At 71.3% G+C, this 24,312-nt stretch carries 22 protein-coding genes; 7 read left to right on the top strand and 15 right to left on the bottom strand.

The window, feature by feature from the left end; genetic code table 11:
- The first annotated feature begins 198 nt into the window (after window positions 1–198).
- Genes J8N05_RS31245 through J8N05_RS31255 form a run of 3 tightly spaced genes read left to right on the top strand, consistent with a single transcriptional unit; the run spans window position 199 to window position 3,134 of the window.
- A complete protein-coding gene (locus J8N05_RS31245) occupies window positions 199–861 on the top strand; it encodes a vWA domain-containing protein (RefSeq protein ID WP_107022038.1) in 663 nt (220 codons plus the stop codon).
- Entirely contained in the window at window positions 855–1,790 is a 936-nt protein-coding gene (locus tag J8N05_RS31250; RefSeq protein ID WP_210888790.1) for a protein phosphatase 2C domain-containing protein, read from the top strand. Before J8N05_RS31245 ends, J8N05_RS31250 begins: the two co-directional genes overlap by 7 nt.
- A complete protein-coding gene (locus J8N05_RS31255; RefSeq protein ID WP_210888791.1) occupies window positions 1,791–3,134 on the top strand; it encodes a serine/threonine protein kinase in 1,344 nt (447 codons plus the stop codon).
- Between the two features lie 36 nt (window positions 3,135–3,170).
- Here the strand turns inward: J8N05_RS31255 and J8N05_RS31260 are convergent, their stop codons facing one another.
- The 5 genes from J8N05_RS31260 to J8N05_RS31280 form a co-directional block, all read right to left on the bottom strand.
- Window positions 3,171–3,494 (bottom strand): hypothetical protein, encoded by a 324-nt coding sequence (locus J8N05_RS31260; protein WP_210888792.1) that lies wholly within the window; start codon window positions 3,492–3,494, stop codon window positions 3,171–3,173.
- A gap of 79 nt (window positions 3,495–3,573) precedes the next feature.
- Entirely contained in the window at window positions 3,574–5,070 is a 1,497-nt protein-coding gene (locus J8N05_RS31265) for a hypothetical protein (protein WP_210888793.1), read from the bottom strand.
- A 58-nt stretch (window positions 5,071–5,128) separates the two neighbouring features.
- Complete coding sequence (locus tag J8N05_RS31270) at window positions 5,129–6,172, bottom strand: ketopantoate reductase family protein (RefSeq protein WP_210888794.1); 1,044 nt, start codon at window positions 6,170–6,172, stop codon at window positions 5,129–5,131.
- A gap of 12 nt (window positions 6,173–6,184) precedes the next feature.
- On the bottom strand, window positions 6,185–6,580 hold the full coding sequence (locus tag J8N05_RS31275) for a nuclear transport factor 2 family protein (protein ID WP_210888795.1): 396 nt from the start codon (window positions 6,578–6,580) through the stop codon (window positions 6,185–6,187).
- Window positions 6,573–7,130 carry a DUF1697 domain-containing protein gene (locus J8N05_RS31280; RefSeq protein ID WP_210888796.1) on the bottom strand — a complete coding sequence of 186 codons (558 nt, stop codon included), beginning with the start codon at window positions 7,128–7,130 and terminating at the stop codon, window positions 6,573–6,575. The genes J8N05_RS31275 and J8N05_RS31280 overlap by 8 nt, the downstream gene beginning before the upstream one ends.
- A gap of 325 nt (window positions 7,131–7,455) precedes the next feature.
- Here J8N05_RS31280 and J8N05_RS31285 point away from each other — a divergent pair, with 325 nt between their 5' ends.
- Window positions 7,456–9,747 (top strand): MMPL family transporter, encoded by a 2,292-nt coding sequence (locus J8N05_RS31285; RefSeq protein ID WP_210888797.1) that lies wholly within the window; start codon window positions 7,456–7,458, stop codon window positions 9,745–9,747.
- Window positions 9,748–9,888: 141 nt separating this feature from the next.
- Here the strand turns inward: J8N05_RS31285 and J8N05_RS31290 are convergent, their stop codons facing one another.
- From J8N05_RS31290 to J8N05_RS31310, 5 genes are all read right to left on the bottom strand, one after another.
- Window positions 9,889–10,983, bottom strand: coding sequence for a CDP-alcohol phosphatidyltransferase family protein (locus tag J8N05_RS31290; RefSeq protein ID WP_210888798.1), 1,095 nt, complete (start codon window positions 10,981–10,983; stop codon window positions 9,889–9,891).
- A 278-nt stretch (window positions 10,984–11,261) separates the two neighbouring features.
- Window positions 11,262–12,482 carry a macrolide-inactivating glycosyltransferase gene (gene mgt / locus J8N05_RS31295; protein WP_210888799.1) on the bottom strand — a complete coding sequence of 407 codons (1,221 nt, stop codon included), beginning with the start codon at window positions 12,480–12,482 and terminating at the stop codon, window positions 11,262–11,264.
- Window positions 12,483–12,717: 235 nt separating this feature from the next.
- The gene (locus tag J8N05_RS31300) at window positions 12,718–14,025 is read right to left on the bottom strand and encodes an ABC transporter substrate-binding protein (protein WP_210890515.1); all 1,308 of its coding nucleotides are present in this window, start codon (window positions 14,023–14,025) and stop codon (window positions 12,718–12,720) included.
- Window positions 14,026–14,042: 17 nt separating this feature from the next.
- A complete protein-coding gene (locus J8N05_RS31305; RefSeq protein ID WP_210888800.1) occupies window positions 14,043–14,876 on the bottom strand; it encodes a carbohydrate ABC transporter permease in 834 nt (277 codons plus the stop codon).
- Complete coding sequence (locus J8N05_RS31310; RefSeq protein ID WP_210888801.1) at window positions 14,873–15,808, bottom strand: carbohydrate ABC transporter permease; 936 nt, start codon at window positions 15,806–15,808, stop codon at window positions 14,873–14,875. Before J8N05_RS31310 ends, J8N05_RS31305 begins: the two co-directional genes overlap by 4 nt.
- 261 nt (window positions 15,809–16,069) lie before the next feature.
- Between J8N05_RS31310 and J8N05_RS31315 the strand changes: the two genes are divergently transcribed.
- Entirely contained in the window at window positions 16,070–16,945 is an 876-nt protein-coding gene (locus J8N05_RS31315; protein ID WP_210888802.1) for a phosphotransferase enzyme family protein, read from the top strand.
- 236 nt (window positions 16,946–17,181) lie between these two features.
- On the opposite strand, the gene J8N05_RS31320 is transcribed toward J8N05_RS31315, so the two are convergent.
- A complete protein-coding gene (locus J8N05_RS31320; RefSeq protein ID WP_210888803.1) occupies window positions 17,182–18,084 on the bottom strand; it encodes a LysR family transcriptional regulator in 903 nt (300 codons plus the stop codon).
- Window positions 18,085–18,186: 102 nt separating this feature from the next.
- Between J8N05_RS31320 and J8N05_RS31325 the strand changes: the two genes are divergently transcribed.
- Together J8N05_RS31325 and J8N05_RS31330 are read left to right on the top strand one after the other, a co-directional pair.
- A complete protein-coding gene (locus J8N05_RS31325; RefSeq protein ID WP_210888804.1) occupies window positions 18,187–19,224 on the top strand; it encodes a DMT family transporter in 1,038 nt (345 codons plus the stop codon).
- Window positions 19,185–19,691: a YbaK/EbsC family protein gene (locus tag J8N05_RS31330; RefSeq protein ID WP_210888805.1), complete on the top strand. Its 507-nt coding sequence runs from the start codon at window positions 19,185–19,187 to the stop codon at window positions 19,689–19,691. The genes J8N05_RS31325 and J8N05_RS31330 overlap by 40 nt, the downstream gene beginning before the upstream one ends.
- A 24-nt stretch (window positions 19,692–19,715) precedes the next feature.
- Here J8N05_RS31330 and J8N05_RS31335 read toward each other — a convergent pair whose 3' ends face one another.
- The 4 genes from J8N05_RS31335 to J8N05_RS31350 all read right to left on the bottom strand — a co-directional run bounded on the left by J8N05_RS31335 (window position 19,716) and on the right by J8N05_RS31350 (window position 24,159).
- A complete protein-coding gene (locus J8N05_RS31335) occupies window positions 19,716–20,438 on the bottom strand; it encodes a 3'-5' exonuclease (RefSeq protein ID WP_210888806.1) in 723 nt (240 codons plus the stop codon).
- A gap of 150 nt (window positions 20,439–20,588) precedes the next feature.
- Entirely contained in the window at window positions 20,589–21,821 is a 1,233-nt protein-coding gene (locus J8N05_RS31340) for an SAV2148 family HEPN domain-containing protein (RefSeq protein WP_210888807.1), read from the bottom strand.
- Window positions 21,822–21,923: 102 nt separating this feature from the next.
- Window positions 21,924–23,243, bottom strand: a complete 1,320-nt coding sequence (locus J8N05_RS31345) for a copper amine oxidase (protein ID WP_210888808.1) — start codon at window positions 23,241–23,243, stop codon at window positions 21,924–21,926.
- Window positions 23,244–23,334: 91 nt separating this feature from the next.
- A complete protein-coding gene (locus tag J8N05_RS31350) occupies window positions 23,335–24,159 on the bottom strand; it encodes a Tat pathway signal sequence domain protein (protein ID WP_210888809.1) in 825 nt (274 codons plus the stop codon).
- Between the last annotated feature and the right edge of the window lie 153 nt (window positions 24,160–24,312).

Below are 24,312 nucleotides of genomic sequence, written 5' to 3' on the forward strand. Positions count from 1 at the left end.
TGACGCGGCACATCAGGTGGGGGCGCCGTATGGCCCTGGGCCTGTTCGTCACCGCACTGGTCCTGACGTGCGCGCTCCTGGTCGCGGGCGTCCTGTACGCGGTGCGCTGACCGACGCGCACCGACCCGAACTCGGAACCGACCCACCCACCCACACCCCACGGAAGGACACGCAGTGAGTGACATCCCCGGCGGGCCCATGGCGAACCGTCCGGTCCATTTCATCTGGCTGCTCGACTGCTCGTACTCGATGCAGGGCGAGAAGATCGCCCGGCTCAACTACGCGATCCGGGAGGCCGTCCCGGAGATGCGGTCGGTGGCCCACGACAACCCGGCGGCCCAACTGCTGCTGCGTACCGTCACGTTCTCCACGACGGCGAAGTGGCACCACCAGACCCCCGTCCCCGTCGACGACTTCACCTGGCAGGACGTCGAGGTGGACGGCATGACGAACCTGGGCGAGGCGCTGCACCTGGTCTCGCGCGAGCTGCAGAGCCCGCCGATGCCGCAGCGGGCCCTGAAGCCGGTCCTCGCGCTGGTCTCGGACGGTGTGCCGACCGACGACTGGAAGGCGGGCCTCAAGGCGATCGACGCGACACCCTGGGGGCGCAAGGCCGTCCGGGTCGCGATCGCCATCGGCCACGACGCCGACCGCTCCGTGCTCCAGGAGTTCCTCGCCAATCCGGAGCTGCAGCCGCTGGACGCCAACAGTCCCAAGCAGCTCGCGGCGGCGATCCGCTGGGCCTCGACGGCGGCGGTCAAGGCGGCCTCGCAGCCGGTCGCCGGTTCGGGGGACCCGCTGGCGAAGCAGCCGTTCGCGCCGCCGGTCCTCGACGACGACGATGACGACGACGTGTGGTGACGGCACTCGTACGGCGCTGGGCCACCCTCGCCGAAAGCATCCAGGGGACCGGGAAACGGCAGAACCAGGACTGGTACGCGTTCTCCGGGACCGGTTCCTCGGCCGATCCCCTCGTCCTCGCCGTGGCGGACGGCCACGGCTCGGCCGCGCACGCGCGCAGCGCGCTCGGGGCACGGTTCGCCGTGGACCGGTTCGTCGCGCTGGCGACGGAGTTCGGCCGGGCCGCCGACGCCGGCCACGAACCGGGCGGGCTCGCCCGGCTGATGAACTACGCCCGCAACGACATGCCGCGCGCCCTCGTCCAGTCCTGGCGCGAGGCGGCCCTCGGGCACTGGTCGCGGCACCGCCCGGTGGCCGACCTCGGCCTGCCCGAGCCCGGCACCGACGAGAAGCTGACGCTGTACGGGACCACGCTGATCGGCGCGGTCGTGACGCCGTGGCTGCTGACGGCCTGGCAGATCGGCGACGGCGATCTGGCGGTGGTGGGCCACGACGGCTCGGTGGCCCGGCCGCTGGCCCCGGCCGAGGACGACCTGGGCGACGAGACCGAGTCGCTGTGCGGACCGCAGGCGTGGCGCGCGGTACGGACGCACTGGGCGCCCGTGTTCGAGGAGGCGCGGATCCCGCGGCTGGTGGTGCTGTCCACGGACGGTCTGTCGAAGAGTTTCGCGTCGGGGGACGGCTTCACAGAGTTCGTCGGGGGCATGGACGAGCGGCTCGCGACGGAGGGCTTCGAGGGGGTGCGGGAGGCGCTGCCCGACTGGCTGCGGCACGCCTCGCGGTACTCCGGCGACGACACGACCCTGGCCGCGGCGCTCCTGCACTCGTACGCGGCCCGCCCGCAGCCCAAGCCCGAACCGGAACCCGCCTCGGAGCCCGGCACCGACCCCGCCACCGAACCGGAATCCGAACGAAAGAGGGAGACCTAGATGACCGGCATGCTCGACAGCGGCACCCGCCTGACCGTGGAGACCGGTGAGGAGGTCCAGGTCGTCGACATGCTGGGGGCGGGCGGCCAGGGCGAGGTCTACCGGGTGAAGACGTCCGTCGGCGAGAAGGCCCTCAAGTGGTACTACCCGACCTGCGCGACCGCGGAGCAGGAGGGGATCGTACGGGAACTGGTGTCGCGCGACTTCGACGACGACCGCTTCCTGTGGCCCGAGGCGTACGTGCCCTGGCACCACGGCTCGTTCGGGTATCTGATGGGGCTGCGGCCCGACCGGTTCAAGGGCCTGCCCGCCCTGTTCCGCCGTCAACTGCGCACCAGCACGCGCGCGTTGCTGACCGCGTGCCTGTACACCGTCGAGGCGTACCAGGCGCTCCACTCGCGCGGCATCGCCTACCGGGACATCTCCTGGGGCAACGTGTTCTTCGACCCGGACACCGGTGACATCCTCGTCTGCGACAACGACAACGCGGTGGTGGAGGGCGACGCGAGCGGGATCTCCGGGACGATGGAGTTCATGGCGCCCGAGCTGGTGCGCGCCGAGCCGGGCGCCCGTCCCGGTACGCAGTCCGATCTGCACTCGCTGGCCGTGCTGCTGTTCATGTTCCTGATGAACCATCACCCGCTCAAGGGCAGGCGGGAGTTGGCGATCCACTGCTTGGACGAGGCCGCCGAGCGGAAGCTCTACGGGAAGAACCCGCTGTTCGTCTTCGACCCGGCGGACGACTCGAACGAACCCGACCCGATGGAGCACGCGACCGTGCTGGCCACCTGGGACGCCTCCGCGGGCGCCCTCCAGAAACTGTTCCGGCGCAGCTTCACGGCCGGGCTGCACGATCCGGCGGTCCGGGTGCGGGAGTCCGAGTGGCGCGACGCGCTGCGGGCGGTCCGGGACGCGGTGGTGGAGTGCGCGTCCTGCGGGCGGCAGAACATGACCGAACCGGGTGAGCACCAGCAGCAGGCGTCCCGCCCGTGCTGGGGCTGCGGGGCGCTGCTGGTACTGCCGCCGCGTCTGACGGTGACCACTCCCCCGCCGCGCACCGAGCGCCACATCCGGCTGCCGCGCGCGGCCCGGGTGCAGGCCCACCATCTGCAGGCGGAGCCCGCCCGGCACGACTACTCGGACGCGAGCCTGGTGGCCGAACTGGTGGAACACCCCACGAAGCCTGGCCGTTTCGGCATCGCGAACCGCAGCGACCGGACCTGGGCGGGCACGCGCTCGGACGGCACGTCCCAGCAGATCGGCCCCGGCCAGACGGTTCCGCTGCGCGCGGGCCTGGAACTGGACCTGGGCGACGGGAGCCGCGCGGTCGTCCGGGCGAAGTGAGCGCCCCGGATCAGAGGTGAGGGGGCCGCGCCGGGTTCACAGGCCGAGGACCCGGCTCAGCTCCTGGGCGAGGGCGAGCCCTCCGCTGCCGGCCGCGACGCCCACGGAGATCGTGTCCAGGGCCGAGCGGACCCGCCCGCGGTCCGGGGCGGCGCCCTCCTGCTCGGCCCGCGCCAACTCGCCCCGTACGACCTCGGCCTGCGCGACGAGGTGCGGGTTCTCGGTGCGCAGCCGCTCCACGAGTTCGGCGGCCAGGCGCAGCGACTGGGCCGCGTCCACCCCGTTGTTGACCTCGATACGGCCGTGGTCGCCGAAGTTGGAGGGGCCGTTGATGTTGCCGTGGAAGTTGAAGGTGCTCATGCCTGACTCCTGATCGGGGTGCTGTTCGCCGTACGCGCGGGTTCGTCGAGGACGGGCTTGCCGAGGGGGCGGGTGCGGGTCACGGTCCGCCGGCCTGGCCCGCGCCCGGGTGGCCGCCCTGCCCCTGCTGCGGCTGGCCGCCCGCCATGTTGATCTGGCCCTGGTTGCCGATGTTGCTGGGGCCGTTGATGTCCCCGGAGATGTTGTAGGTCTGGGTGCTGATGATCTGCTGCGCCTTGTCGAACGAGCCCGTGTCCACGTTGTGGTCCTGGAGGAAGCGCTCGGTCGCGACCAGGACGCCCTGCTGGAGCCGGAACAGGAAGTCCTGCGCGTCGGTCTTCTCCGAGTAGCCGGCCGCGTCCCAGTCGCCGAGGCTCTCGCGCAGACTGTCGAACGCCCCGTAGTCGTACACCAGATGGCGTTCCTTGATCTCACGGCGCGTCTTGGTCAGGGCGCGCTCCGCCTCGCGGTGGAACCGGCGCCGGGCGCGCAGCCGCCGGGAGGCACCGCGCAGCTCGGGCCAGACGTGCGAGGTGGCGTACGAGACGAGGCTCCACCAGCTCTCGCCGCGGGCGACGGGCAGGTGGTCCACCCGGTGGAAGCGGCCGTGCAGCGGCGGGATCGCGTACGCGGCGACCTCCCAGGTGAGGCTCGGCCGGTGCAGTCGCGCCCGCAGATACATGGAGACGATGGTCCGGCCGCCCTCACCGACCCGTTCGAGACAGAGGTACGTGCGCATACCGGCGCCGGGGCTCTGCAGGCCCGCCTGGACGAGCTGCCGGGGGATCTGGGCGCGCGGGTGGCGGGTGCGGTCGGGCAGCAGCTCGGGCAGATGGAGGGCGTTGCTGCCGAGCACGTACAGGCGGTTCCTGGCGCGCAGTCCGTCGAGGCCGGAGACCCCCTCCATCTCCCGGGCCACATAGGTGTGCAGGTCGACGGCGTCGAAGGGGCGGATGGTGAGTTTGCCGCCGGTGGGCGCGTCCGCGGGCCTGCTGACGTCGATCGGCTGCCAGAGCGTTTCCTTGATCTTGTCGCCACTGCCGACGAACGGGTTGGTGCGCTCCGCGGAGTCGGTGTACGGGATCACGTTGGCCCGCTTGAGGTCGTGCAGCCGCGCCTCCGCCTCCGGTTCGACGGCCGGGGCGAGGTTCTCGGCCTTGTCCGGGCTGCGGTAGACCTCCTGGGCCGCTGCCCTGGCGCGCGCCTGGTCGTGGTGGACGAGCCACCAGGCGGCGGCCAGGACGGCCACGGGCCCGTACACGGCGATCATCGCGATCGGTCCGTGCCCCTTGACGAGGGCGACCAGTCCGGCGAGCAGCGCGACCCAGCCCGCGGCGAACAGCCAGGCGAGCTGGCGGTCGAGCGCGGCGCGGGCCCTGACGGCGACGCGCGCGTGCCGGGCGAGCGCGACGAGGTTGATGCCGAGGGCCGGGCCCATGGCGTTCAGGCCGTCCCCGGTGAGCCGGTGGTCCGCCTCGTGGGCGAAGTCCGCGTCGAGATGCACCGACGCGCACAGCCGCCGGGTGACCGCGTCCTTGCGCATCTTCGGCAACGACGGCAACTGTCTTCCGACCATTCAGGTCTCCCCCACCCCGTAATCGCCCCATCACCCTAGGGATACGAGGGGCCGTGTGTCACGGAGTTGAGGCACCGGAGATCGGGAGCGCCTGCGCGACCGCCTCGTCGGCCAGCCGTACCAGCTCGGCCACCTCCATCGAACCCGCCGCCCGCCGCCGGCGCGCGAACTCGTTCGCGAGGCGGCGCAGCAGGTCGTTGAGGGGCGTCGGGACTCCGTGCAGGCGCCCCAGCAGGGCGATCTCCCCGTTCAGGTAGTCCGCCTCGATCGTGCCCGTGCCCCGGCTCAGCGACTGCCAGGACGAGCCGCCGCCGCGTACCGGTCCGTCGTCGAGCGGTACGAGGCGCATCTTGTCGGCGCGGGCCTCCTTCTGCTCCTCCTGCGAGGCGTACGGGATGCCCGCTGCGGCGAGCACCGCCTCGCCCTCGGCGCGTACCCGGCCCTGCAGCGCGCGGGCCTCCTCGCCGGCGACGACCCCGCTGACCGCCTCGATGGCGTTGGCGAGGTTGGCGAGCAGCTTGGCGTACTGCCAGCGCGTCACATCGGGGACTACCGGCGCCTCGAAGCGGGACGCGGACAGGTCGGCGGCGACGGCCCGCGCGGTGTCGTCCGTGCCGTGCGGGAAGCGCCCCAGGTGCAGGATGCCGGTCAGAGGCGTACCGGCCGCCGACACCACGCCCGGCTCGACGAAGGTGGCGGGCAGCCACACGCACACCCCGTACACGCGGTGGAAGCGGCGCAGGGCGAGCCGCTGGCTCTCCACGCCGTTCTGGGCGCACAGCAACGGCAGCCGTTCGGCCGCCGTGCCGCCGCCCGCGACCGGTACGGGCCCCCATTCCTCCAGCGCCGCGACGCTGTCCTGCGTCTTGACGGCGAGCACGAGGACGTCCTGTGCCCGCAGTTCGCCGAGGGCCGCCGGGCCGTCGACCGTGGGCAGCCGGTGGGTGCGTGTCCCGTCGGGTGTCACGAGCCGCAGCCCCCGCTCGCGCAGCGCCTCGTGGTGCGCGCCGCGCGCGACGAGCACCACGTCGTGTCCCGACTCGGCGAGGCGTCCACCGACGGCCCCGCCCACGGCCCCTGCTCCGATGATGATGTAGCGCATGGGCCGAGCCTGTCACACCGTGAACGGCGTGCCCTGGTGGAAATACAGGAGCCACCCGTCGTCCGACCGCCGCCACAGCGAACTCCGGTGTACGTGGAGGCCGTTGTCCTGCGTGTCGAAGGTGAGGTGGACGACGTCCGCCGAGAGCTGGACGCCTCTCATCCTGGAGGTGGACACGGGGGCTGCTCCCGGCTCCGTCTCCGTCTCCGTCTCCGTGGCGAGCATGTCGATGGTCGCGGCCCGGTCCCAGTGCCGGCCGGAGGCGCCGAACTCGTGGAAGTCGGGATGCAGCAGCGCGCCGACCAGCTCGGGCGACCGGCGGACCTCGGGGTCCAGGAGACGCAGCTCGCCCGCGACGGCCGCCTGGACGGCCGCGTCCGCGGATTCGCTGCGCGCGGGCTCACTCACCGGTCAGCTCCACGAGCTTGACGACGGTGTTCCAGTTGCGCGTGGTGGCGACGATCCCCTTCGTCACCCGGGGCTTCGCCAGGCTCTCCGCCAGCTTGGAGCGGCCGAGGCCGTCGGGGGCGTACAGGTACAGCACGCGGTCGCCGAGGCGGAACTCCTCGGGCAGGAAGGTCTGTCGGTCCACCGATGCAAAACGCTCGGCGTCGACCGGCGCCGAGAAGTACGTGACGTGCAGCTGCTTGGCCTCCAGTTCGGCGGCCGGGAACGGGCAGGCGTCGAGCACGGCCCGCAGATACGCGTGGTCGCGCACCAGGACCTCGACCGTGAAACCGAAGTGGTCGGCGAGGGCCCCCGCCAGTTCCTCGGCGAGGAAGTCCTCGTCGCCGTGGTCGCTGGTGAACACGGCGTTCCCGCTCTGCAGATACGTGCGTACGCCGCCGTGCCCGAGCCCTTCCAGGAGGGTGCGCAGCTCGGCCATCGGCACCTTCCGGCTGCCGCCCACATTGATCCCGCGCAACAGCGCCGCGTACGTCGTCGTCCCCATCGTCATCCGCACACCCTAGGCCCGAGACCTGACAGGACCCCCTAGGCCGGCCGTCGTGCCCCGTGGGGGTGGGCACGACGGCCGGTGGGCCGGGCCTGCCCGGCCCACCGCAGGTTACCGACCGGTCAGCTCGGGCGCGACCCCCGAGGAGCAGCTTTACATGTAAGGGCCTCTCATCCTCCTCAGTGCGGAGGCAGCGGGGTCCGCGGGGAGGACTTCCGGCCGCAGGACTTCACCGGACAGCACGAGGAGAGGCCCTTATCCGCGCCATACCTTCATAGCGATGGTGTCGGCAGGGGGTCGGCACCCAGGACAAGGGGGCAAGCCCGTCATGGGGAAGCGAGACACGCGGGTACGGGGGATAGCGGCCCGGGCCGGTGGCTGGAGCGCCCGGCACCGCTGGGCGGCCGTCGGGATCTGGGTGCTGTTCGTCGTTCTGGCGATGGGGCTCGGCTCGGCGGCGGGCACGGTCGAGCTCAAGGACAGCGAGCAGCTCGGCGGCGAGACGGGCCGGGCCGCGGCCATCGCGGAGCAGGCGGGGATCGACGAGCCGGCCGGGGAGACCGTGCTCCTCCAGGCCAGGGAAGCGGGTCTGAAGGCCACGGACAGCGAGTTCCGTGCCGCCGTCGCCGCCGTGATCAAGGCGGTCGAGGGCACCGGCAAGGTGACCGACGTGACCTCTCCGTACGACACGAAGACGATCTCGAAGGACGGCCGCAGCGCGCTGGTCCAGTTCGACATGCGCGGCGAGGCGGACACGGCGGGCGAGCGGGTCGAGCCCGTGCTGAAGGCCGTGGACGAGGTCCAGAAGGACCATGAGGCGTTGCGGATCGAGGAGATCGGCGGCGCCAGCATGAACAAGACGTTCGACGACGCGTTCGGCGACGACTTCCAGCAGGCCGAGTTCTCCGCCGTGCCGGTGGCCCTCGGCATCCTGCTGGTCGCGTTCGGCGCGCTGGTCGCGGCGCTGGTACCGGTCCTGCTCGCGATCACCGCGATCATGGCCACCATGGGCCTGATGATGATCGTCAGCCATGTCCAGCCGATGGACGAGACCTCCAGCTCCGTGATGCTGCTGGTCGGGCTCGCGGTCGGCGTCGACTACTGCCTGTTCTATCTGCGGCGCGAGCGCGAGGAACGCGCCGCGGGCCGGGACCCCGAGACCGCGCTGCGCATCGCCGCGGCGACCAGCGGCCGGGCCATCATCGTCTCCGGTGTCACGGTGTGCGTGGCCATGGCGGGCATGCTGTTCACCGGGATCGCCACCTTCAAGGCGATGGGGCTCGCCTCCCTGATGGTCGTGGCGGTCGCCATGGTCGGCTCGGTCACGGTGCTGCCCGCGGTCCTGTCGCTGCTCGGCAAGCGGGTCGAGACGGGGCGGATCCCGTTCCTGCACCCGGACAAGCGCCGCAAGTCCAACGGCGGTGCGGGCAAGGCCGGTGCCGGCAACGACAGCCGCTTCTGGACGGCCGTCCTGCGCGTGGTGCTGGCCAAGCCGGCGATCTCGCTGATCGTCGCGGCGGGCGCCCTGGTGGCCATCGCCGCCCCCGCGCTGGGCATGAAGACCCAGAACCTCACGCTGGACCAGGAGTTCGGCGACTCGCTGCCGATCGTGGCGACGTACGAGCGGGTCAACGAGGCGTTCCCCGGCGGTTCCGACCCGGCCGAGGTGGTCGTCAGGGCCGACGACATCAACTCCCCCGAGGTGAAGTCCGCGCTCGCCGACTTCCGCGCGCAGGCGGTCAGTTCGGGTGCCTCGCGCGGCCCGGTCGACGTCAAGGTGCACGACGCGCAGAACATCGCCTTCGTGTACGTACCGCTGGTGGGCGGCTCCGACCTCGACAAGGCCGAGAAGAGCCTGACGATCCTCCGCGACGAGGTCCGTCCCGCGACGCTCGGCGAGGTCGACGGCGTCGAGGCCCCGATCTCCGGTCAGGTGGCCGGTTCGAAGGACTTCAACGACCAGCTCGTCAGCGCGGTGGCCCCGGTCTTCGTCTTCGTGGTGGTCTTCGCCTTCGTCCTGATGCTCCTGTCGTTCCGCTCGCTGACGATCGCGGTCACCTCGATCGTCCTCAACCTCCTGTCGGTCGGAGCGGCGTACGGCATCCTGGTCGCCGTCTTCCAGCACGGCTGGGGCGCGTCGCTGGTGGGCGCCGAAGGGGTGGGCGCGATCATCACCTGGCTGCCGCTGTTCCTCTTCGTGATCCTGTTCGGGCTCTCGATGGACTACCACGTGTTCGTGGTCTCGCGGATCCGTGAGGCGCGGCTGCGGGGGCTGACGACCCGGGACGCCATCCAGCACGGCGTCGTCACCACGGCCGGTGTCATCACCAGCGCCGCCGTCATCATGGTCGCCGTCTTCGCGATCTTCGGCACGCTGTCCATGCAGTCCATGAAGCAGATGGGTGTGGGCCTCGCGGCGGCGGTCCTGATCGACGCCACGATCATCCGCGGTGTGCTGCTCCCGGCGGTCATGGCCCTGCTCGGCGAGCGCAACTGGTACTTCCCGAAGTGGCTGAACCGGCTGCCGGACCTCAGTCACGACGAGTCGTTCGAGGAGCCGTCCGCGCGGTCGCAGCCGCCTCAGCCTCCGGCGGTCGAGGGCGAGAGGGTCGGCGTCTGACCGGCCGGTTCCGTACGCCGGTTCCGTACCGAGCGGCAACACCGGAACACTGAACGGCAGCGGGGCCGGGGCATGTGCCCCGGCCCCGCTGCCGTGCGTGGTCCGCCGTGCGTGGGTGGTCCGCCGTGCGCGGTCTGCCGGTCAGGCCGCGGCGGGGACCTCTTCGCGCTCGAAGGAGTCGATCGTGCGCGTGAAGTCCCGGGTGGAGAGCAGCAGCTTGTAGATGATGGCCAGCTCGAAGACGAGGAGCAGGGCGCCGGAGACGATGGTCGCCTTGATGACCGAGTCGAACAGCGGGCCCAGGATGAAGACGCCCATCTGGAACTCGATACCGCTCACCAGGTGCGTACGGATGCGGTGGCGCAGGAAGAAGGAACGGGCGCGGAGGTAGACCGGGAAGCGGTGCCTGAACTCCTGGTGCAGGTCGATCACGCGGGCCGGGGCCTTGGTCGGCGCCTCGCCCTCGGCTCCGACCCCGCCCTCGGCGGCGTCCGGCGCGGACACTGCCGTCGCCGCGGTCGCCGGCGCGTGCTCGCGCTCCGCGAAGGCGGCGACCTCGGGGCTCTCCGCGATCTCCGCGGACTCCGCGACGCCCCCCGGTGTCACCGTCGCCGTGGCCGCCTGGCGGATGTCCTGCTCGATGTCCGCCTCGGGGTTGTTGCGCAGCAGGTCCTCCATGAAGGCGAGCTCCGCGGCGTTCTCCGCGCGCCGGGCCGCCCGCACCCGCGCCTTGATCTGCTTGCGCATGGTGTGGCGGATCTTGAAGATCTCCAGGCCGTTGATGTAGCGCAGCGTGTCGAGGAAGACGACCGCGGCGGCCAGCCAGATGTAGATCGTCTCGCCGGTGCGGTCGTACTGCCCGGCCATCAGCGCGACGCCGCACACCGCCACCCGGATGCGGTCGAAGACGAAGTCCAGCCAGGCGCCGAAGACCGAGCCCTGCCCCGTGAGGCGGGCCACCTTTCCGTCCATGCAGTCGAGGATGAAGCTCAGGTGGTAGACGAACGCACCGGCGATCAGCCACCGCCAGTCACCGAACGCGAAGAACGCCGCCGAGACCAGGCCGAGCAGGAACGCGCCCCAGGTGATCTGGTTCGGGGTGATCCGCGTGTACTTCGCGGTCAACCGCACCAGCGGAGTGGCGACCGGGTCGACGAGCAGCACGGTCCACCAGGCGTCCCGCTTCTTCTCGGTGATGCGGCGCACCTCTGCGAGGGGCGGTATGTCACGGCGCATAGGTCAACTTCCCAAAGTTCGTATCGAGTTCACCTCACGCTAAGAAGGTGTTCGATCAAAGAACAAGAAGTAGCCCGTGCAACCTTCTGTGGGGGTCAGGGGTCGAACTCAGCAACCGGATCCATGACCCGACAGCACGGACCCCGCGTTACCCGAGCGTTATCTAATGACCTTCCCGTTATACAAAGTGCGCCATGGCTTCACCAATTCCATGGAACCGTGACCCGGGGGCGTTCCGGGTTCGCTGAGGGTCACCTGAGCAGGCGTTCTACGTCCTGTCAGGCTTCGTCCTGCCCTTGGGGAATTTCCGCTTCGATCAAATCCGCGGCTCGCGAAGTTCCTCCTTCGGCCGCCATCTCGGCCTGGATCGACTTGAGTTTCCGTGCCACTTCCGGATCGTCGGCGATAGCGAGTACGGCTTCGCGCAGGGTGTCGGCGGTGACCTCTTCCATGGGCAGCCGGCGGGCGACTCCGAGCGCCTGGAGCACGTCCGCGTTGCCGAACTGGTCGACGGCCTGCGGTACGCACACCATCGGTGTGGCGGTCGCCATCCCCTCCTGGCTGCCGCCCGCTCCGGCGTGCGTGACGAAGACGTCGGCCTGCTGGAGGATCGCGAGCTGCGGGACCCAGTCGCGCACTTCCACGTTCGCCGGGATCTCGCCGAGTTCGGCCGGGTCGACGTGCTTGCCGATCTGGAGCACCAGATGCCAGTCCGGCAGCGCGCCGAACGCCGTCGCGCACGCGCGGTAGAAGGCGGGCTGCTTGGTGAAGGCGGACCCCAGGGACACGAGGGCGACGCGCCCGGCACCCTCGGGCCGCCGCCACTCGCCCTGGGCGGCGCGGTCGCCCTGACAGGCGCCGACGAAGGTGTACACGGACTCGTCGACCCGGTCGGCGTTCGGCTGAAGGGCCTTCGGGATGAGGACCAGGGAGCGGGCGGGCCGGCCGGCGAAGTGATCGGGGTCCAGGCCGACCCCGTTCTCGTCGAGCCAGGCCTGGAAGCGGGCGTAGTACGCCTGCCCCCGCTCGGTCTTCTTCGGCTCCGCCCACATGGGCTCGGCGACCTCCTCCTCGTACCCCTCCCAGGCGACGAGGTTCGGTGAGAGCGAGACGGCGGGGACGCCCCAGCGGTGGGCGAGGACGCGGGCCGGGTACGAGGTGATGTCGTGGATCACGAGGTCGGGTTCGTCGCCCTCGTACGCCTCGATGAGCTGCGGGAGTGCCTGGATCGCGTCCGCGAGGAAGGGTTCCACGTTGTCCAGGAGCGTGCTCCCCCAGGCGCTGGGGTCGTCGTCGGGGGACGGCAGGGTCGAGGTCCAGAGCTTCGGCTCGGCGCCGGCCTCGGCGACCTTCTCGGCGAAGACCGGCGGAATCGCGTACGTGACCCGATGCCCCCGGGCGACGAGCTCCCGGATCACTTCGAGACTCGGGTTCACATGCCCGTGGGCGGCGACGGAGAACATGGCGATGTGGGCGGGGGCGGTACGAGGGGTGGTCATACCCCAACCCTAAACAAGACGAGACGTCTCGTGCAATCCAATTACCCGCTGGCCCTTGGCGGGCCCTCGCTTTTCAGGGGCGCGGGGAACTGCGCGCCCAGCCACAACGGACCCGCACCCGAAGAACCACCCGCACCGCCCACCATCAGGGGCGCGGGGAACTGCGCGACAAGCCCCCACCGGACCCGCACCCGGCAACGCACCGCCCCCGCCCCACCCCCGTGGCGGCAGCCCGTCACCTCTGGTACCGCGCCAGCACCCGGTTCCCGTCCGTCACCAACCGCCGCCGCAACTCCCCCAGCCCGATCCCCCCGCTGTAGTACGACTGATACGCAGGCGTGGCCACCTTGTCCTTCCACTCCGGATACCCCCGCACGGACTGCGCGGGAGCGGACCGCAGCTCCCCGGCGACCGCCGCCCCCACGGCCCACCCGTCCTTCTCCCCCCGCAGCGCCGGATCCCGCAACGCCTGCGTCCCGGTCGGCAGCATCCAGTCCCCCAGCGCGAGCCGCACCATGTTCCGCGGCCGGAGCAGGAAGTCGATGAAGGCCGCGGCCTCCTTTTTGTGCGGGCTGTCCTCGGCGACGGACAGCGTCTGCGGACTCACGCCCTGGGTGAGCCCGTCGACCCCCGCGGGCGCGGGCAGCACCTGCCAGTCGAACCCCTTCGGCGCCTGCTGCACGATCTGCTGCCGATAGGAGAACCCGAGCGGAACCATCGCGTATTTGCCGCCGAAGAAGCCGGGCAGGGTGTCGGAGCCACCGCTGCCGAGCGTCGAACCCGACGCGCTGCCGTCGACGTTGACCTGGTCGTGGATGGTCCGCGGCACGACCGCGTCGCCGTCCTCGAACCGGATCCGCACCTTGCCGTCCGCGCCGCGGTGGAACAGCTGCCCGCCGGTCGACAACGACAGGTTGAGCGTCGCCGAGACGGGCTCCTTGAGCGGCCAGGCCACCCCGTACTTCCCGTCGTCCCCGCCGCCCAGTTCGTCGGTGACGCGCCTGAACTCGTCCCAGCTCCACGGCTTTTCGGGCGTGGGGATCCGTACCCCCGACTCCTTCAGCCACTTGGCGTTGGCGATCAGGACGCGCGGCTCCTGGAGGAACGGCACACCGTAGATCCCGTCCCCGAACGTCGTCGTCTCCCAGCTCCGCCCCGGGATGTCGGAGGTGAGCCGCTCGGACAGCAGCCCGCGCAGATCCGCGAGATACCCGCCGTACGCGAAGTCCGCGAGGTCGTCCGAGGCGTCGTGGATGATGTCCGGCGCCTCACCGCCCTCGAAGGACGTGAGCAACTGGTCGTGGACGCTGTCCCAGGAGCCCTGTACGTACTCGACCTCGACGTCCGGATGCGCGGCGTTCCACTCTCGCACCAGTTCCTTGTTGGCGTCGACGGACTCCTTCTGCCAGGCCAGCGACTGGAAGCGCAGCGTGATCCGCCCGTCCTCGGAACCGCCCCCGTCCCCGGAACAGCCGGAGCCCGCGACGAACACCAGACCGGCGACCAGCCCGGCCAGCCACCCCCTGCCCCTCCGCAACCGCATCCGCGTCCGCGTCCGCATCAGCTCTTCACCGCCCCGGCCAGCATGCCGCCCGTGATCCGTTTCTGGATGAGCGCGAAGACGACCAGCGACGGGATGGTCGCCAGGAACGCGGCGGCGGCGAGCGGGCCGAGGTCCGCCACGCCCTCCGCGCCGAGGAAGTGGGTGAGGACGACGGGCAAGGTCTGCTTCTCCGGAGTCTTGAGCAGCACCAGCGCGAAGAAGAACTCGTTCCACGCGGTGATGAACGCGAACAGGGCCGTGGCCACGATGCCCGGCGCGAGCAGCGGCGCGGTGATCGAGACCAGGGTGCGCACCTTGCCGGCGCCGTCCACCGCGGCGGCCTCCTCCATCTCGGTCGGCACCGCCCGTACGTACCCCACGAGCATCCAGAGCGCGAACGGCAGCGCCCACACGACGTAGACCATGACCAGCCCGGCCACGGAGTTGATCAGGTGCAGGTTCTTCAGGACGAGGAACAGCGGGATGATCACCAGGACGAACGGGAAGGCCTGGCTGACCACCACCCAGCCGGTGGCCGCCTTCGCCAGCCGGGTGCGGTGCCTGGCCATGACGTACGCCATCGGGGTGGCGATCAGTACGGCGATCACGGCCGCGCCGAGCGCCGCGACCAGGGAGTTCAAGGCGGCCCGCAGCAGCGGCTGTTCGTCGAAGGCCTGCCGGAAGTTGTCGAGGGTCGGGTCCTGCGGGAGCCAGGTCGGGTGCAGGCTGGCCAGTTCACGTGCCGGTTTGAAGGCGGTGGAGACCAGCCACAGGAACGGGAAGGCGAGGAAGACCAGATACGCGAGAAGCGCCGCGTACTGGCCCGCGCGGGCCCTTCTGCTCGTCCTCACGCGTCCTCGCCTCCCCGCAGCCGGCCGACCAGATGGACGGCGAGGATCACCGAGATCACCGCGACCATCACGCATCCCATCGCCGCCGCGTAGCCGAACTGGCCGTAGCGGAAGGCCTCTTCGTAGGCGAACAGCATCGGCAGCCGGGTACGGCCGCCGGGGCCGCCCTGGGTCAGTACGTAGACCAGGGCGAACGAGTTGAAGTTCCAGATGAAGTTGAGCGCCGTGATGGCGAGCGCGACCGGTTTCAGCGCGGGCCAGGTGACCGTGCGGAAGCGCCGCCAGGCGCCCGCGCCGTCCATGGCGGCCGCCTCGTGGAGTTCGCGCGGGGTGTTCTGCAGTCCGGCGAGCAGGGCGACCGTCGTCTGGGGCATGCCCGCCCAGATCCCGACGACGATCACCGCGGGCAGCGCGCTCGCGAGGCCCGACAGCCAGTCCCGTCCGTCGCCCAGGCCCAGATCGCGGATCGTCTCGTTGAGGATGCCCGCGTCCGGGTTGTAGACGAGCCGCCACATGATGCCGACCACGACCTCGGGCATCGCCCACGGGATGATCGCGAGCGCCCGCGCCAGCCAGCGCAGCCGCAGCTCCTCGTTGAGCAGCAGGGCGAGCCCCAGCGCGAGGACGAACTGGGGGACGGTCACGCCGACCGCCCACACCAGGCCGATCCGGAACGACTCCCAGAACAGGGTGTCGTGCAGCAGATCCTGGAAGTTGAGGGCGCCGACCCACTGCGTGGGCTCGGTCCGGCCCGACTGTGCGTCGGTGAACGCCAGGGCGATGCCGTACAGGAGCGGGCCGACGCTGAGCACCAGGATCGGGATCAGCGCGGGCAGCACCAGGAACCAGGCACCGTGGTCGACGGGGCGGCCCGACCCGCCGGCCCGGGGTGCGGGCTTCGCTGACCGCTTCCTTGCGGTCGCCAATGTCACGGAATCGGCTCCTCTGAGCGGTTCGTGTCGGTCTGGCCGTCCCGGTGGTCCCCGTCATCGTCGTGATCCGGCGACACCGCGTCAAGACAGCACGCGCGCCCGGCGGACGGCCCCCACCAGTGCGGATGGGACGCCCCGGTGGCGTACGGCGCGCTGCCGTGTCCACGGCCCGGGGCAGAATGGCGTACGAGGGCGTACGACGACGTGTGCGGGAACAGTGGGAGCCGAGGGCTTGGCCGGAGGCTTCACGGAAGGCGAGTGATGGACGAGGCACAGGCGCGGGACGTACTCGCCGAGGCGCGTATCGGCCCGGCCAGACCCGGGCGCGACGGCCGGGACGCGGTGCTGCTCGCGCTGGGCGAGAACGCCGTCTTCGCCCTCGGCGACCTGGTGGTCAAGGTGGGCCGCGACACCGAACTCCTCGACCGGGCGCGGCGGGAGCTGGCCGTCGCGCTCTGGCTCGCCGAGGCGGGCGTTCCGGCGGTGCGGCCCGCCGAGCCCGAGGCACGGTTCGTCGACGGTCACCCGGTGACGCTGTGGCACCGGCTGTCCGACCCCGTCCGCCCGGCCGAACCGCGTGATCTGGCCGCACTGCTGCGGGTGGTGCACGCGCTGCCCGCCCCCTCGTTCGCGCTGCCCCGCCGTGAGCTGCTGGGCGGGGTGGAGCGGTGGCTGCGGCTCGCGGGGGACGTGATCGATCCGGCGGACGCGGCGTTCCTGCGGGACCGGCGGGACGGGTTCGCCACGGCCGCGGCCGCGCTCTCGCCGTCGTTGCCGCCGGGGCCGATCCACGGGGACGCGCTGCCCCGCAATGTGCATGTCGGGCCCGACGGGCCCGTGCTGGTCGACCTGGAGACGTTCTCCGCGGACCTGCGGGAGCACGACCTGGTCGTACTGGCCCTGTCGCGCGACCGGTACGGGCTGTCCGCCGAGGCGTACGAGTCGTTCACGGGGACGTACGGGTGGGATGTGCGGGAGTGGGAGGGGTGTGCCGTGTTGCGCGGGGCGCGGGAGACCGCGAGCTGTGCGTGGGTCGCGCAGCATGCGCCGAGCAATCCTCGGGCGCTCGCGGAGTTCGAGCGGCGGGTGGCGTCCTTGCGGGACGGGGACGAGACGGTGCGGTGGTTCCCGTTCTGAGCGCTCCGCGGCCGGGCCGGTGAGCCGCCCGCGGACGCGCGGTGGCTGGCCGCGCAGTTCCCCGCGCCCCTAAAGGCAAAAGACTGCGCCGTTCCCCGCGCCCCTGAAGGCAAAAGACTGCGCCGTTCCCCGCGCCCCTGAAGGCAAAAGCTGGGGCGCAGCCCCGCTTTTAGGGGCGCGGGGAACTGCGCGGCCAGCCACGACGGACCCGCACGTCGGAACTGGGCCGGGGCTTCTCAGCCCTGCGTGCGGATCGTGTCGGCCGCCCGGTGCAGCTCGGCGAGAACCGTGCGCACCGCCTTGCGGGCCGTGCGTTCGGGCCGGTGCAGGGCGTCGATCTGACGGCGGGCGCGGACGCCGGTGAGGGGCCTGAGGACCAGCGCCGGGTGCGGGCGCATCGTCCAGCGGGGCATCAGCGCGAGGCCCCCACCCGCGGCGACCGCCTCGGCGACCACCGCGAACTCGTTGATGCGGTGCACCAGCCGCAGCCGACGCCCCGCGGCCGTCGCGATCGCGTCGATCGTGGCCACCACCGGGAACCCGTCGTGCGCGGTGATCCACGGCTCGTCGGCCACGTCGAGCGGGGTGAGCCGCCGCTTGACCGCCAGCGGATGGTCGGCGGGCATGGCCACGTCGAGCGGTTCGCGCAGCAGGGTCGTGGCGGTGACCGTGCCCGGCCAGCCCGGGGTGTGTTCCAGGCGGTGGGCGAGCACCAGGTCGTACTCCCGCGTCAGCGGCGGGAATTCGCCCTGCGTCACATCCGCGTCGGCGAGGCAGAGGCGCGGCCCGCCGGATGCGGCCAGCCCCCGCAGCAGCAGCGGGAAGAACGCCGAGGCCCCGCTGTGGAAGGCCGCCACCGACACCTCGCCGTCCGGCCGGTCCACGAACTCCTCGACGGTGTGCCGGGCCCGCTCCAGCGCCGTCTCCACCTCGATCGCCGCGCCAGCCAGGGCCTGCCCGGCGTCCGTGAGGGCCAGCCGCCGCCCCTGGCGCTCGGTGAGCGGGACGGGAATCGCGCGCTGCAGCAGCCGCAACTGCTGGGAGATCGCCGAGGGCGTCACCAGCAGGGCCTCGGCGACCGCCGTGACACTGCCCAGTTCGCCCAGCTCGCGCAGAATCCTCAGCTGCCGTTCGTCCATGACCTCAGCCCTCGCCGACACTCTCCCCGATGTAGTGATGCTAAAGGATCGTTTTAGAAGTTGGCTCTGGGCTTCAGAGTCCTGGCAGGGCAGGGTGAGCGCGTGCCCGATGCCCGCCGTACCGATGCGGTACTCCTCCTTGTCGCTCTCGTCTGGGGCTCCAGCTATCTGGCCGCCCAGACGGCGACCGCCGTACTGCCCGTCCTGGTGGTGCTGTTCGCGCGGTACGCCCTGTCCGCCCTCGCCTGTCTCGGCCTGGTCGCCGCCGACCGGAGGTCCGGCCCGTGGACCCGCGACGAGATCCGGCTCGGGCTGCCCCTGGGCGTCACCCAGGCGGCCGTCCTGGTCGTGGAGACGTACGGCGTCGCGCACACCAGTGCCGCCAACGCGGGACTCATCATCAGCCTGACCATCGTGATCACCCCTCTCCTGGACCGCACCGGCCGCAGCGGCGGTCTCCCGCCGGCCTTCTACGCGGCCGCCGGTGTCTGTCTGCTGGCCGTCGGCCTCCTCATGTCGGGCAACGGTTTCCACGCGCCCCGGCTCGGCGACCTGCTGATGCTCGCCGCCGCGGTGATCCGCGCCGGTCATGTCGCGCTCGTCGGCCGGCTCGCCGTGGGCCGCGCGGTCCGGCCGCTGCGGCTGACCACCGTGCAGACCCTCGTCGGCACCGTGCTGTTCCTCGTCCCCGCGTCCGGCGACCTGCCCGCCCTCGTGCACGTCGGCGCGGTGGGCTGGGCCCAGCTGCTCTATCTCGCCCTGTTCTGCAGTGTGTTCGCCTTCCTCGCCCAGACCTGGGCCGTCCAGCGCACCTCGGCCAGCCGGGCCAGCCTCCTTCTCGGCACCGAGCCGATCTGGGCCGCGGCGGTGGGAATCGCCCTGGCCGGAGACCACTTCACCCCCCTCACGGGCCTGGGCGCGACCTTGCTGGTCGCCGGCACCTACTGGGGCCAGGCGATAGAACGCACCCACCGCGCCCGCTCGGCGAAGGCCGCGGCACCATGGGCCCCGTCAGGGGCGCGGGGAACTGCGCGCCCAGCCACCGCGGACCCGCACGTCACGACCACCCCCGCCCCGTCAGCGATCGCAGAGGACCCCGCATGTCCGAGCACGACCACCACGACACCTACGACCGTCTGATCACCCTGCTGGACAGCTCCTCCGTCGACTACCAGCTCATCGACCACGAGCCGGAGGGCAACACCGAGGCGGTCAGCGCCCTGCGCGGCAACCCGGAGTCCGCGGCGGCGAAGTGCATCGTCCTGCGGGTCAAGGTCGACCGGAAGACCACCCGCAACATCCTCGCGGTCGTCCCCGGCGACCGCCGCGTGGACCTGGACGCGGTCAAGACGCTCTACTCGGCCCGCTACGCCGGTTTCAGCGACGCGGCCACCGCGGAACGGCTCGCCCGCTCCGTGCCCGGCACCGTGCTGCCGTTCAGCTTCGACGCGGACCTCGAAGTCGTCGCCGACCCGGACGTCGTGGCGCAGCCGCGCCTCTACTTCAACGCGGCCCGTCTCGACCGCTCCCTGGTGGTCTCCGGCGCCGACTACGAGCGGCTCGCCGCACCGCGCGTCGAACGCATCGCCGGCCCCGCCGTCGGCTGACCCCGTCCGCCGGCCGACCCCGGCTCAGACCCGCTGGTCCGTCAGGTGCCGGACGGGCCAGACACCGTCCACCACGGCCTCCGCGTCGCCCTTGCGGCGCAGGAAGCTCTGGAAGTCCGCCGCCCACTCCGCGTACCACTCGATCTGGCGGCGGTGCAGTTCGGCGGGGCCGAGCGCGGCCACCTTCGGGTGGCGGACGGCTATCGCGGTGGCCAGCCGGGCCGCGGCCAGGGCGTCCGCCGTGGCGTCGTGGGCGGATTCCAGCGAGACCCCGTACTCCGCGCAGACCGCTTCGAGGTTCCGCTTGCCGCGGCGGTAGCGGTCCACCGAGCGGTCGATCGTGTAGGGGTCGATGACCGGCCCCGGGTCGGTCCCGCCGAGCCGCTCGCGCAGTGACGGCAGTCCGTACCTGCGCAGTTCGGCGGAGAGCAGGGTCAGGTCGAAGGCCGCGTTGTACGCCACGACCGGGACGCCCGCCTGCCAGTACGAGACGAGCACCGAGGCGATCGCGTCGGCCACCTGGTCGGCGGGCCTGCCCTCGGCCGCCGCTCTCTCGTTGCTGATCCCGTGCACCGCGACCGCGTCCGCGGGGATCTCGACCCCCGGGTCGGCCAGCCACTCCCGGTGCCCGGCGGGCTCCCCGCCGCGGACCTCTATCACCGCTCCGGTGACGATGCGCGCCTCGCGCGGATCGGTCCCGGTCGTCTCCAGGTCGAAGCCGATCAGCAGCTCCCCGTGCCAAGCCATGCCGGCCCCCTTCTTCGTGGTGCGTTCCCCCAGTGATCTCCACGATGCCATGGGCCACTGACAATCCGAGGACCGCGTTCCGCTTACCGGCCGCCACCCGGCCGCCACGCCGCCCGGGGGATCGGGAGCCACCCGGGGAATCGGGGGCGGTCAGGACACAGGCCGCGAATCCGCCCAGGCCACCTCGAACTCCTCGCGATACGTCCCGAAAAGCCCTTCTTCGCCCGCCTCGTCCGGCTTCAGCACACGGCCGCCGCCCCGCAGGACGAGTACGGGCGCCTCCATCCCGCGGGTGCGGCGCAGATACGACTGCACGACGGCGACACCGTCCGAGCCGTCCCCGTCCACGAGGTACGCCGTGAAGCGGGGCGTCTCGTCGTAGACCTGGATCTCGAAGGCGCCCGGATCACGCAGCCGGGCCCGCACCCGGCGCATGTGCAGGATGTTCATCTCCACGGAACGGCTCAACTCGCCCCGCTTTATGCCCAGTTCGCGCTCGCGTCGCTTCACCGCGCTGGACGCGGGGTTCAGGAACAGCAGCCGGGTCCGGCAGCCGGACTCGGCCAGCCGCACGAGCCGCCGCCCCGAGAAGTTCTGCACGAGGAGGTTCAGGCCGATCCCGATCGCGTCGAGGCGCCGGGAGCCGCCGAAGAGGTCCTCGGCGGGGAACTGCCGCAGCAGCCGTACCCGGTCCGAGTGCACGGCCACCACGTCCGCGTACCGGTCGCCGACCAGGTTCTCGACGGCGTCGACGGGCAGGCGCCGGGCGGACGGCACGTCGCTGCCCGAGCCCAGGATCTCCAGGAGTTTCGCGGAGGCGCGCTCGGCCTGGGCCAGCACGGCCTCGGACAGGGCACGGTTGCGCGAGACGACGTTACGGGTGACTTCCAGTTCGTCCAGGGCGAGTTCGACGTCCCGGCGCTCGTCGAAGTACGGCTCGAAGCACGGCCAGTGCTGCACCATCAGCTCGCGCAGCTGCGGCAGCGTGAGGAAGCTCAGGACGTTGTCGTCGGCGGGGTCGAGCAAGTAGCCCTTGCGGCGGCTGACTTCGCGTACGGCGACGGCGCGCTGGACCCATTCCTGCCCCGCGGGTCCGGCGGCGGCGACCACCCAGTCGTCCTCGCCGTGCACGGGCTCGTAGATCGGGCGCAGAACAGCGGCCACGACCGCGCGCAGCCGCTGTTCGACGAGGTTCAGCCAGATGTAGGCCCGCCCGGCCCGCTGCGCACGGGTGCGCACCTCACGCCAGGCGTCGGCGCCCCAGTCCAGCTCCGCGCCGATCTCCATCGGCCGGGCGAGGGACACCGCTCCCGGTGGGGCATCTGCCGAGCTCCCCTCGTGACCGCCGTCACCAGGGGGCAGCTCCAGCCCTCCGGACCCCACCCGCACACCGCCTTCCGCTCCCCCGAGCACTCCCCCAGCCAACGATCAAGGAAGGGTACTCCGGGAGCGGCGGGCGGTGCAGCCGGATGGACAGGTCGTTTCTCAACTACCGCGTTCCACTTGCCCGTTCTGGTCGGCCAGCTCCGGCGGAGTGAGCGGATTCATAGCGGTGACGTCCCGCGGAGCCAGTGAGAAGCCCTGCCAGTGGACCGGCATGGGCTGCTGGTCCTCGTCCCGGGCGACATGGTGGAAGCCGACGTTCACCCAGGCCACGGGGTGGGTGAGGGTCTGTCCGTTGACCCACTTGTCGACGGACTTACCGCCTCCGGTACCGCAGTTGCGGATGTTGTTGCTGGCGAACTGTTCGCACTTCTTGTACTCGGTGAAGTAGATGTCGTGCTTGGTGAAGCTGCGGCCCGGATACTTGGAGGTGGCTCCGGGGACGAACTCGTACGAACGGGCGTGTTCGTCCTTGTTCTTTCCTGCCGTGCTGACCACGCGCCACCAGCGCATGTTCTTGGCGTCGCCCGCGAGTTCCTTGGTGACCTTGGTGCGGGTGGTCTTGTTGCGCGGGGCCTGGCCGCCCGCGGCCGGCGGGCTGACCACGGAGTCGTACTGCTCGACCTTGTTCTTGGAGCTGCCGTCGAGGCCGAAGTTGAGCCGCCAGAAGACGTTGTGGCTGTGGCTGGTGGCGTACGACTTGGCGCCCTTGCCTATCGGCCAGCCGCGGCCGTCGCCGGCGTCGTAGTCGGCGGGCGAGAGGCTGCCGGTGGCGCCGACGTTCATGTTGATCGTGCCGTCGTCCTGGAAGCGCCACTCGGTCATGTACTCGTACCAGCCGACCTGGTTGACCGTGTAGACGAGCAGGTCCTTGCCCTGCTTCTGCCAGACCTTGCCCGCCGTGTCGCCCTGCATGCGGTAGGCGTGGCCGCGTGAACGGGTCGTGGTGCACAGGCCCTTGACGTTCGGGTGCTCCGGGTCCCAGGCGTCCGGGACCTTGACGGTCTTGATGGTGCCGCCCGGACACTCCCCGGGGGCCATCTCCATCAGGCCCTGTCCGAAGCCGAAGCCCGTGAGGTCGTCGTACTCGACGGAACCGTCGTCGTAGGGGACGTGGATCTGGGCGAGCTTGGCGCTGGTGAGGACCCGTATCGGCTTGGCCTCGCCCTTGGGCTGGTACGAGACGTTCTCCAGGACGAGCCCGGCCTCGCTCTCGTAGTGCCAGCACATCGTCCAGGTGGTGCCGGTGGCGAGCTTCTGCTCGATCTTGTACGCCGCGCTGCAGTCGGCGGCGGCAGCGGGGGCGGTGCGGGGCTGGGCGGCGGCCGGTCCCGCGGCCGTCGTGACGCCGGCGGTGAGGGCGACCGCCGAGAGGCCGACCGCCGTCCGCCTGCGGGCGCGGCTGATTCTGTTCACGCGCATGAAGAATTGACTCCCTTGCACAAGCAGGAAAGTGGGAAAGGTGAAGTGGGGCCGTTGAACCGATGGACGGAGGCCGGTGGACCGAAGAGACTCAGCCGACCTTGGCGACCTTGCGGGCGCTCAGGTCGACCACCAGGTCACGGCTGTCGATCCAGGACCCGTTCCTGACCTTCACGAAGAGCCGCGTGCAGCGGTGCTTGCCGCAGTCCGCGACGGAGGCCGGCGTTCCGGGGACGGCCCGGAAGACCATGCCGTTGAGCAGCAGCTGGTCGGGAGTGGTCAGCTTCTTGCCGGTCGCGTCCTTGTAGTCGGCCCTCAGTCCGGCGCCCAGCGGGTCGGCGATCAGCAGGCGCGCGGCCTCGACGGTCTCGTCACGACTGAGCGGCGGCTGCACATTGTGCTGGGTGTCGGTCGACTCGACCTTGCCGGTGTCGAGGTTCACCGTCCTGGTGACGAGCGAGTCGTCCTTGTAGTCGTAGTACGACACCTCGGCGCGGCGCGGCGCGTTCGGGTCGTCCAGTTCGCTCGCCTCGGGCTCGGAGAGGTCGACGGTGATCCGCTGCGGCCCCTTGTCGCCCTCGACGTTCTCGCTGCTGCGGGAGAGCCCGCGGTCCAGGGCGAGCTTCTCGACCCGCTCGGTCTCGTCGTCGGTGAGCGGGTCGCGCCCCTTGCCCCGGTCGCCCTCGGCCGGGGCCTGCTCGACGACGCCCGGCTGCACGGCGTCCTGCCCCTGCCCCTGTCCCTGCTCCTGGGCCTGACCCGCCGTCTGCGCGGTCCGCCCCGTCCCCTGGCCGCCGGAGTCGTCCGCACCCGCCGAGCCCGGCAGGGTGATGCCGACCATCACGGCGGTCCCGGCGACCGCTATGGCCGCACCCGCCACCACCTTGCCCAGATGGCGGTGCACTATTGTGCGCACATTTCCCCCTACTCCCCCTGCATCTCTAGGAGTCGATCGAGTCCCACTGGTTCGGCATACCGCGTATGCACTGGTCGACCGGTAAGAGGGAGGTAAGTCCTAGGTGGTTCCATCAGTTTCGGGGACACTCGGGCGGGAGTCGCCCTCTGCGAC

It is taken from the genome of Streptomyces liliiviolaceus (genome assembly GCF_018070025.1).
Taxonomy (GTDB): Bacteria; Actinomycetota; Actinomycetes; order Streptomycetales; family Streptomycetaceae; genus Streptomyces; species Streptomyces liliiviolaceus.

Coding starts and splice junctions, on each gene's coding strand:
- J8N05_RS31245 (WP_107022038.1), top strand. CDS start 199: ATGGCGAACCGTCCGGTCCATTTCATCTGGCTGCTCGACTGCTCGTAC.
- J8N05_RS31255 (WP_210888791.1), top strand. CDS start 1,791: ATGACCGGCATGCTCGACAGCGGCACCCGCCTGACCGTGGAGACCGGT.
- J8N05_RS31260 (WP_210888792.1), bottom strand. CDS start 3,494: ATGAGCACCTTCAACTTCCACGGCAACATCAACGGCCCCTCCAACTTC.
- J8N05_RS31265 (WP_210888793.1), bottom strand. CDS start 5,070: ATGGTCGGAAGACAGTTGCCGTCGTTGCCGAAGATGCGCAAGGACGCG.
- J8N05_RS31270 (WP_210888794.1), bottom strand. CDS start 6,172: ATGCGCTACATCATCATCGGAGCAGGGGCCGTGGGCGGGGCCGTCGGT.
- J8N05_RS31280 (WP_210888796.1), bottom strand. CDS start 7,130: ATGACGATGGGGACGACGACGTACGCGGCGCTGTTGCGCGGGATCAAT.
- J8N05_RS31285 (WP_210888797.1), top strand. CDS start 7,456: ATGGGGAAGCGAGACACGCGGGTACGGGGGATAGCGGCCCGGGCCGGT.
- J8N05_RS31290 (WP_210888798.1), bottom strand. CDS start 10,983: ATGCGCCGTGACATACCGCCCCTCGCAGAGGTGCGCCGCATCACCGAG.
- mgt (WP_210888799.1), bottom strand. CDS start 12,482: ATGACCACCCCTCGTACCGCCCCCGCCCACATCGCCATGTTCTCCGTC.
- J8N05_RS31300 (WP_210890515.1), bottom strand. CDS start 14,025: ATGCGGTTGCGGAGGGGCAGGGGGTGGCTGGCCGGGCTGGTCGCCGGT.
- J8N05_RS31315 (WP_210888802.1), top strand. CDS start 16,070: ATGGACGAGGCACAGGCGCGGGACGTACTCGCCGAGGCGCGTATCGGC.
- J8N05_RS31320 (WP_210888803.1), bottom strand. CDS start 18,084: ATGGACGAACGGCAGCTGAGGATTCTGCGCGAGCTGGGCGAACTGGGC.
- J8N05_RS31330 (WP_210888805.1), top strand. CDS start 19,185: ATGTCCGAGCACGACCACCACGACACCTACGACCGTCTGATCACCCTG.
- J8N05_RS31335 (WP_210888806.1), bottom strand. CDS start 20,438: ATGGCTTGGCACGGGGAGCTGCTGATCGGCTTCGACCTGGAGACGACC.
- J8N05_RS31345 (WP_210888808.1), bottom strand. CDS start 23,243: ATGCGCGTGAACAGAATCAGCCGCGCCCGCAGGCGGACGGCGGTCGGC.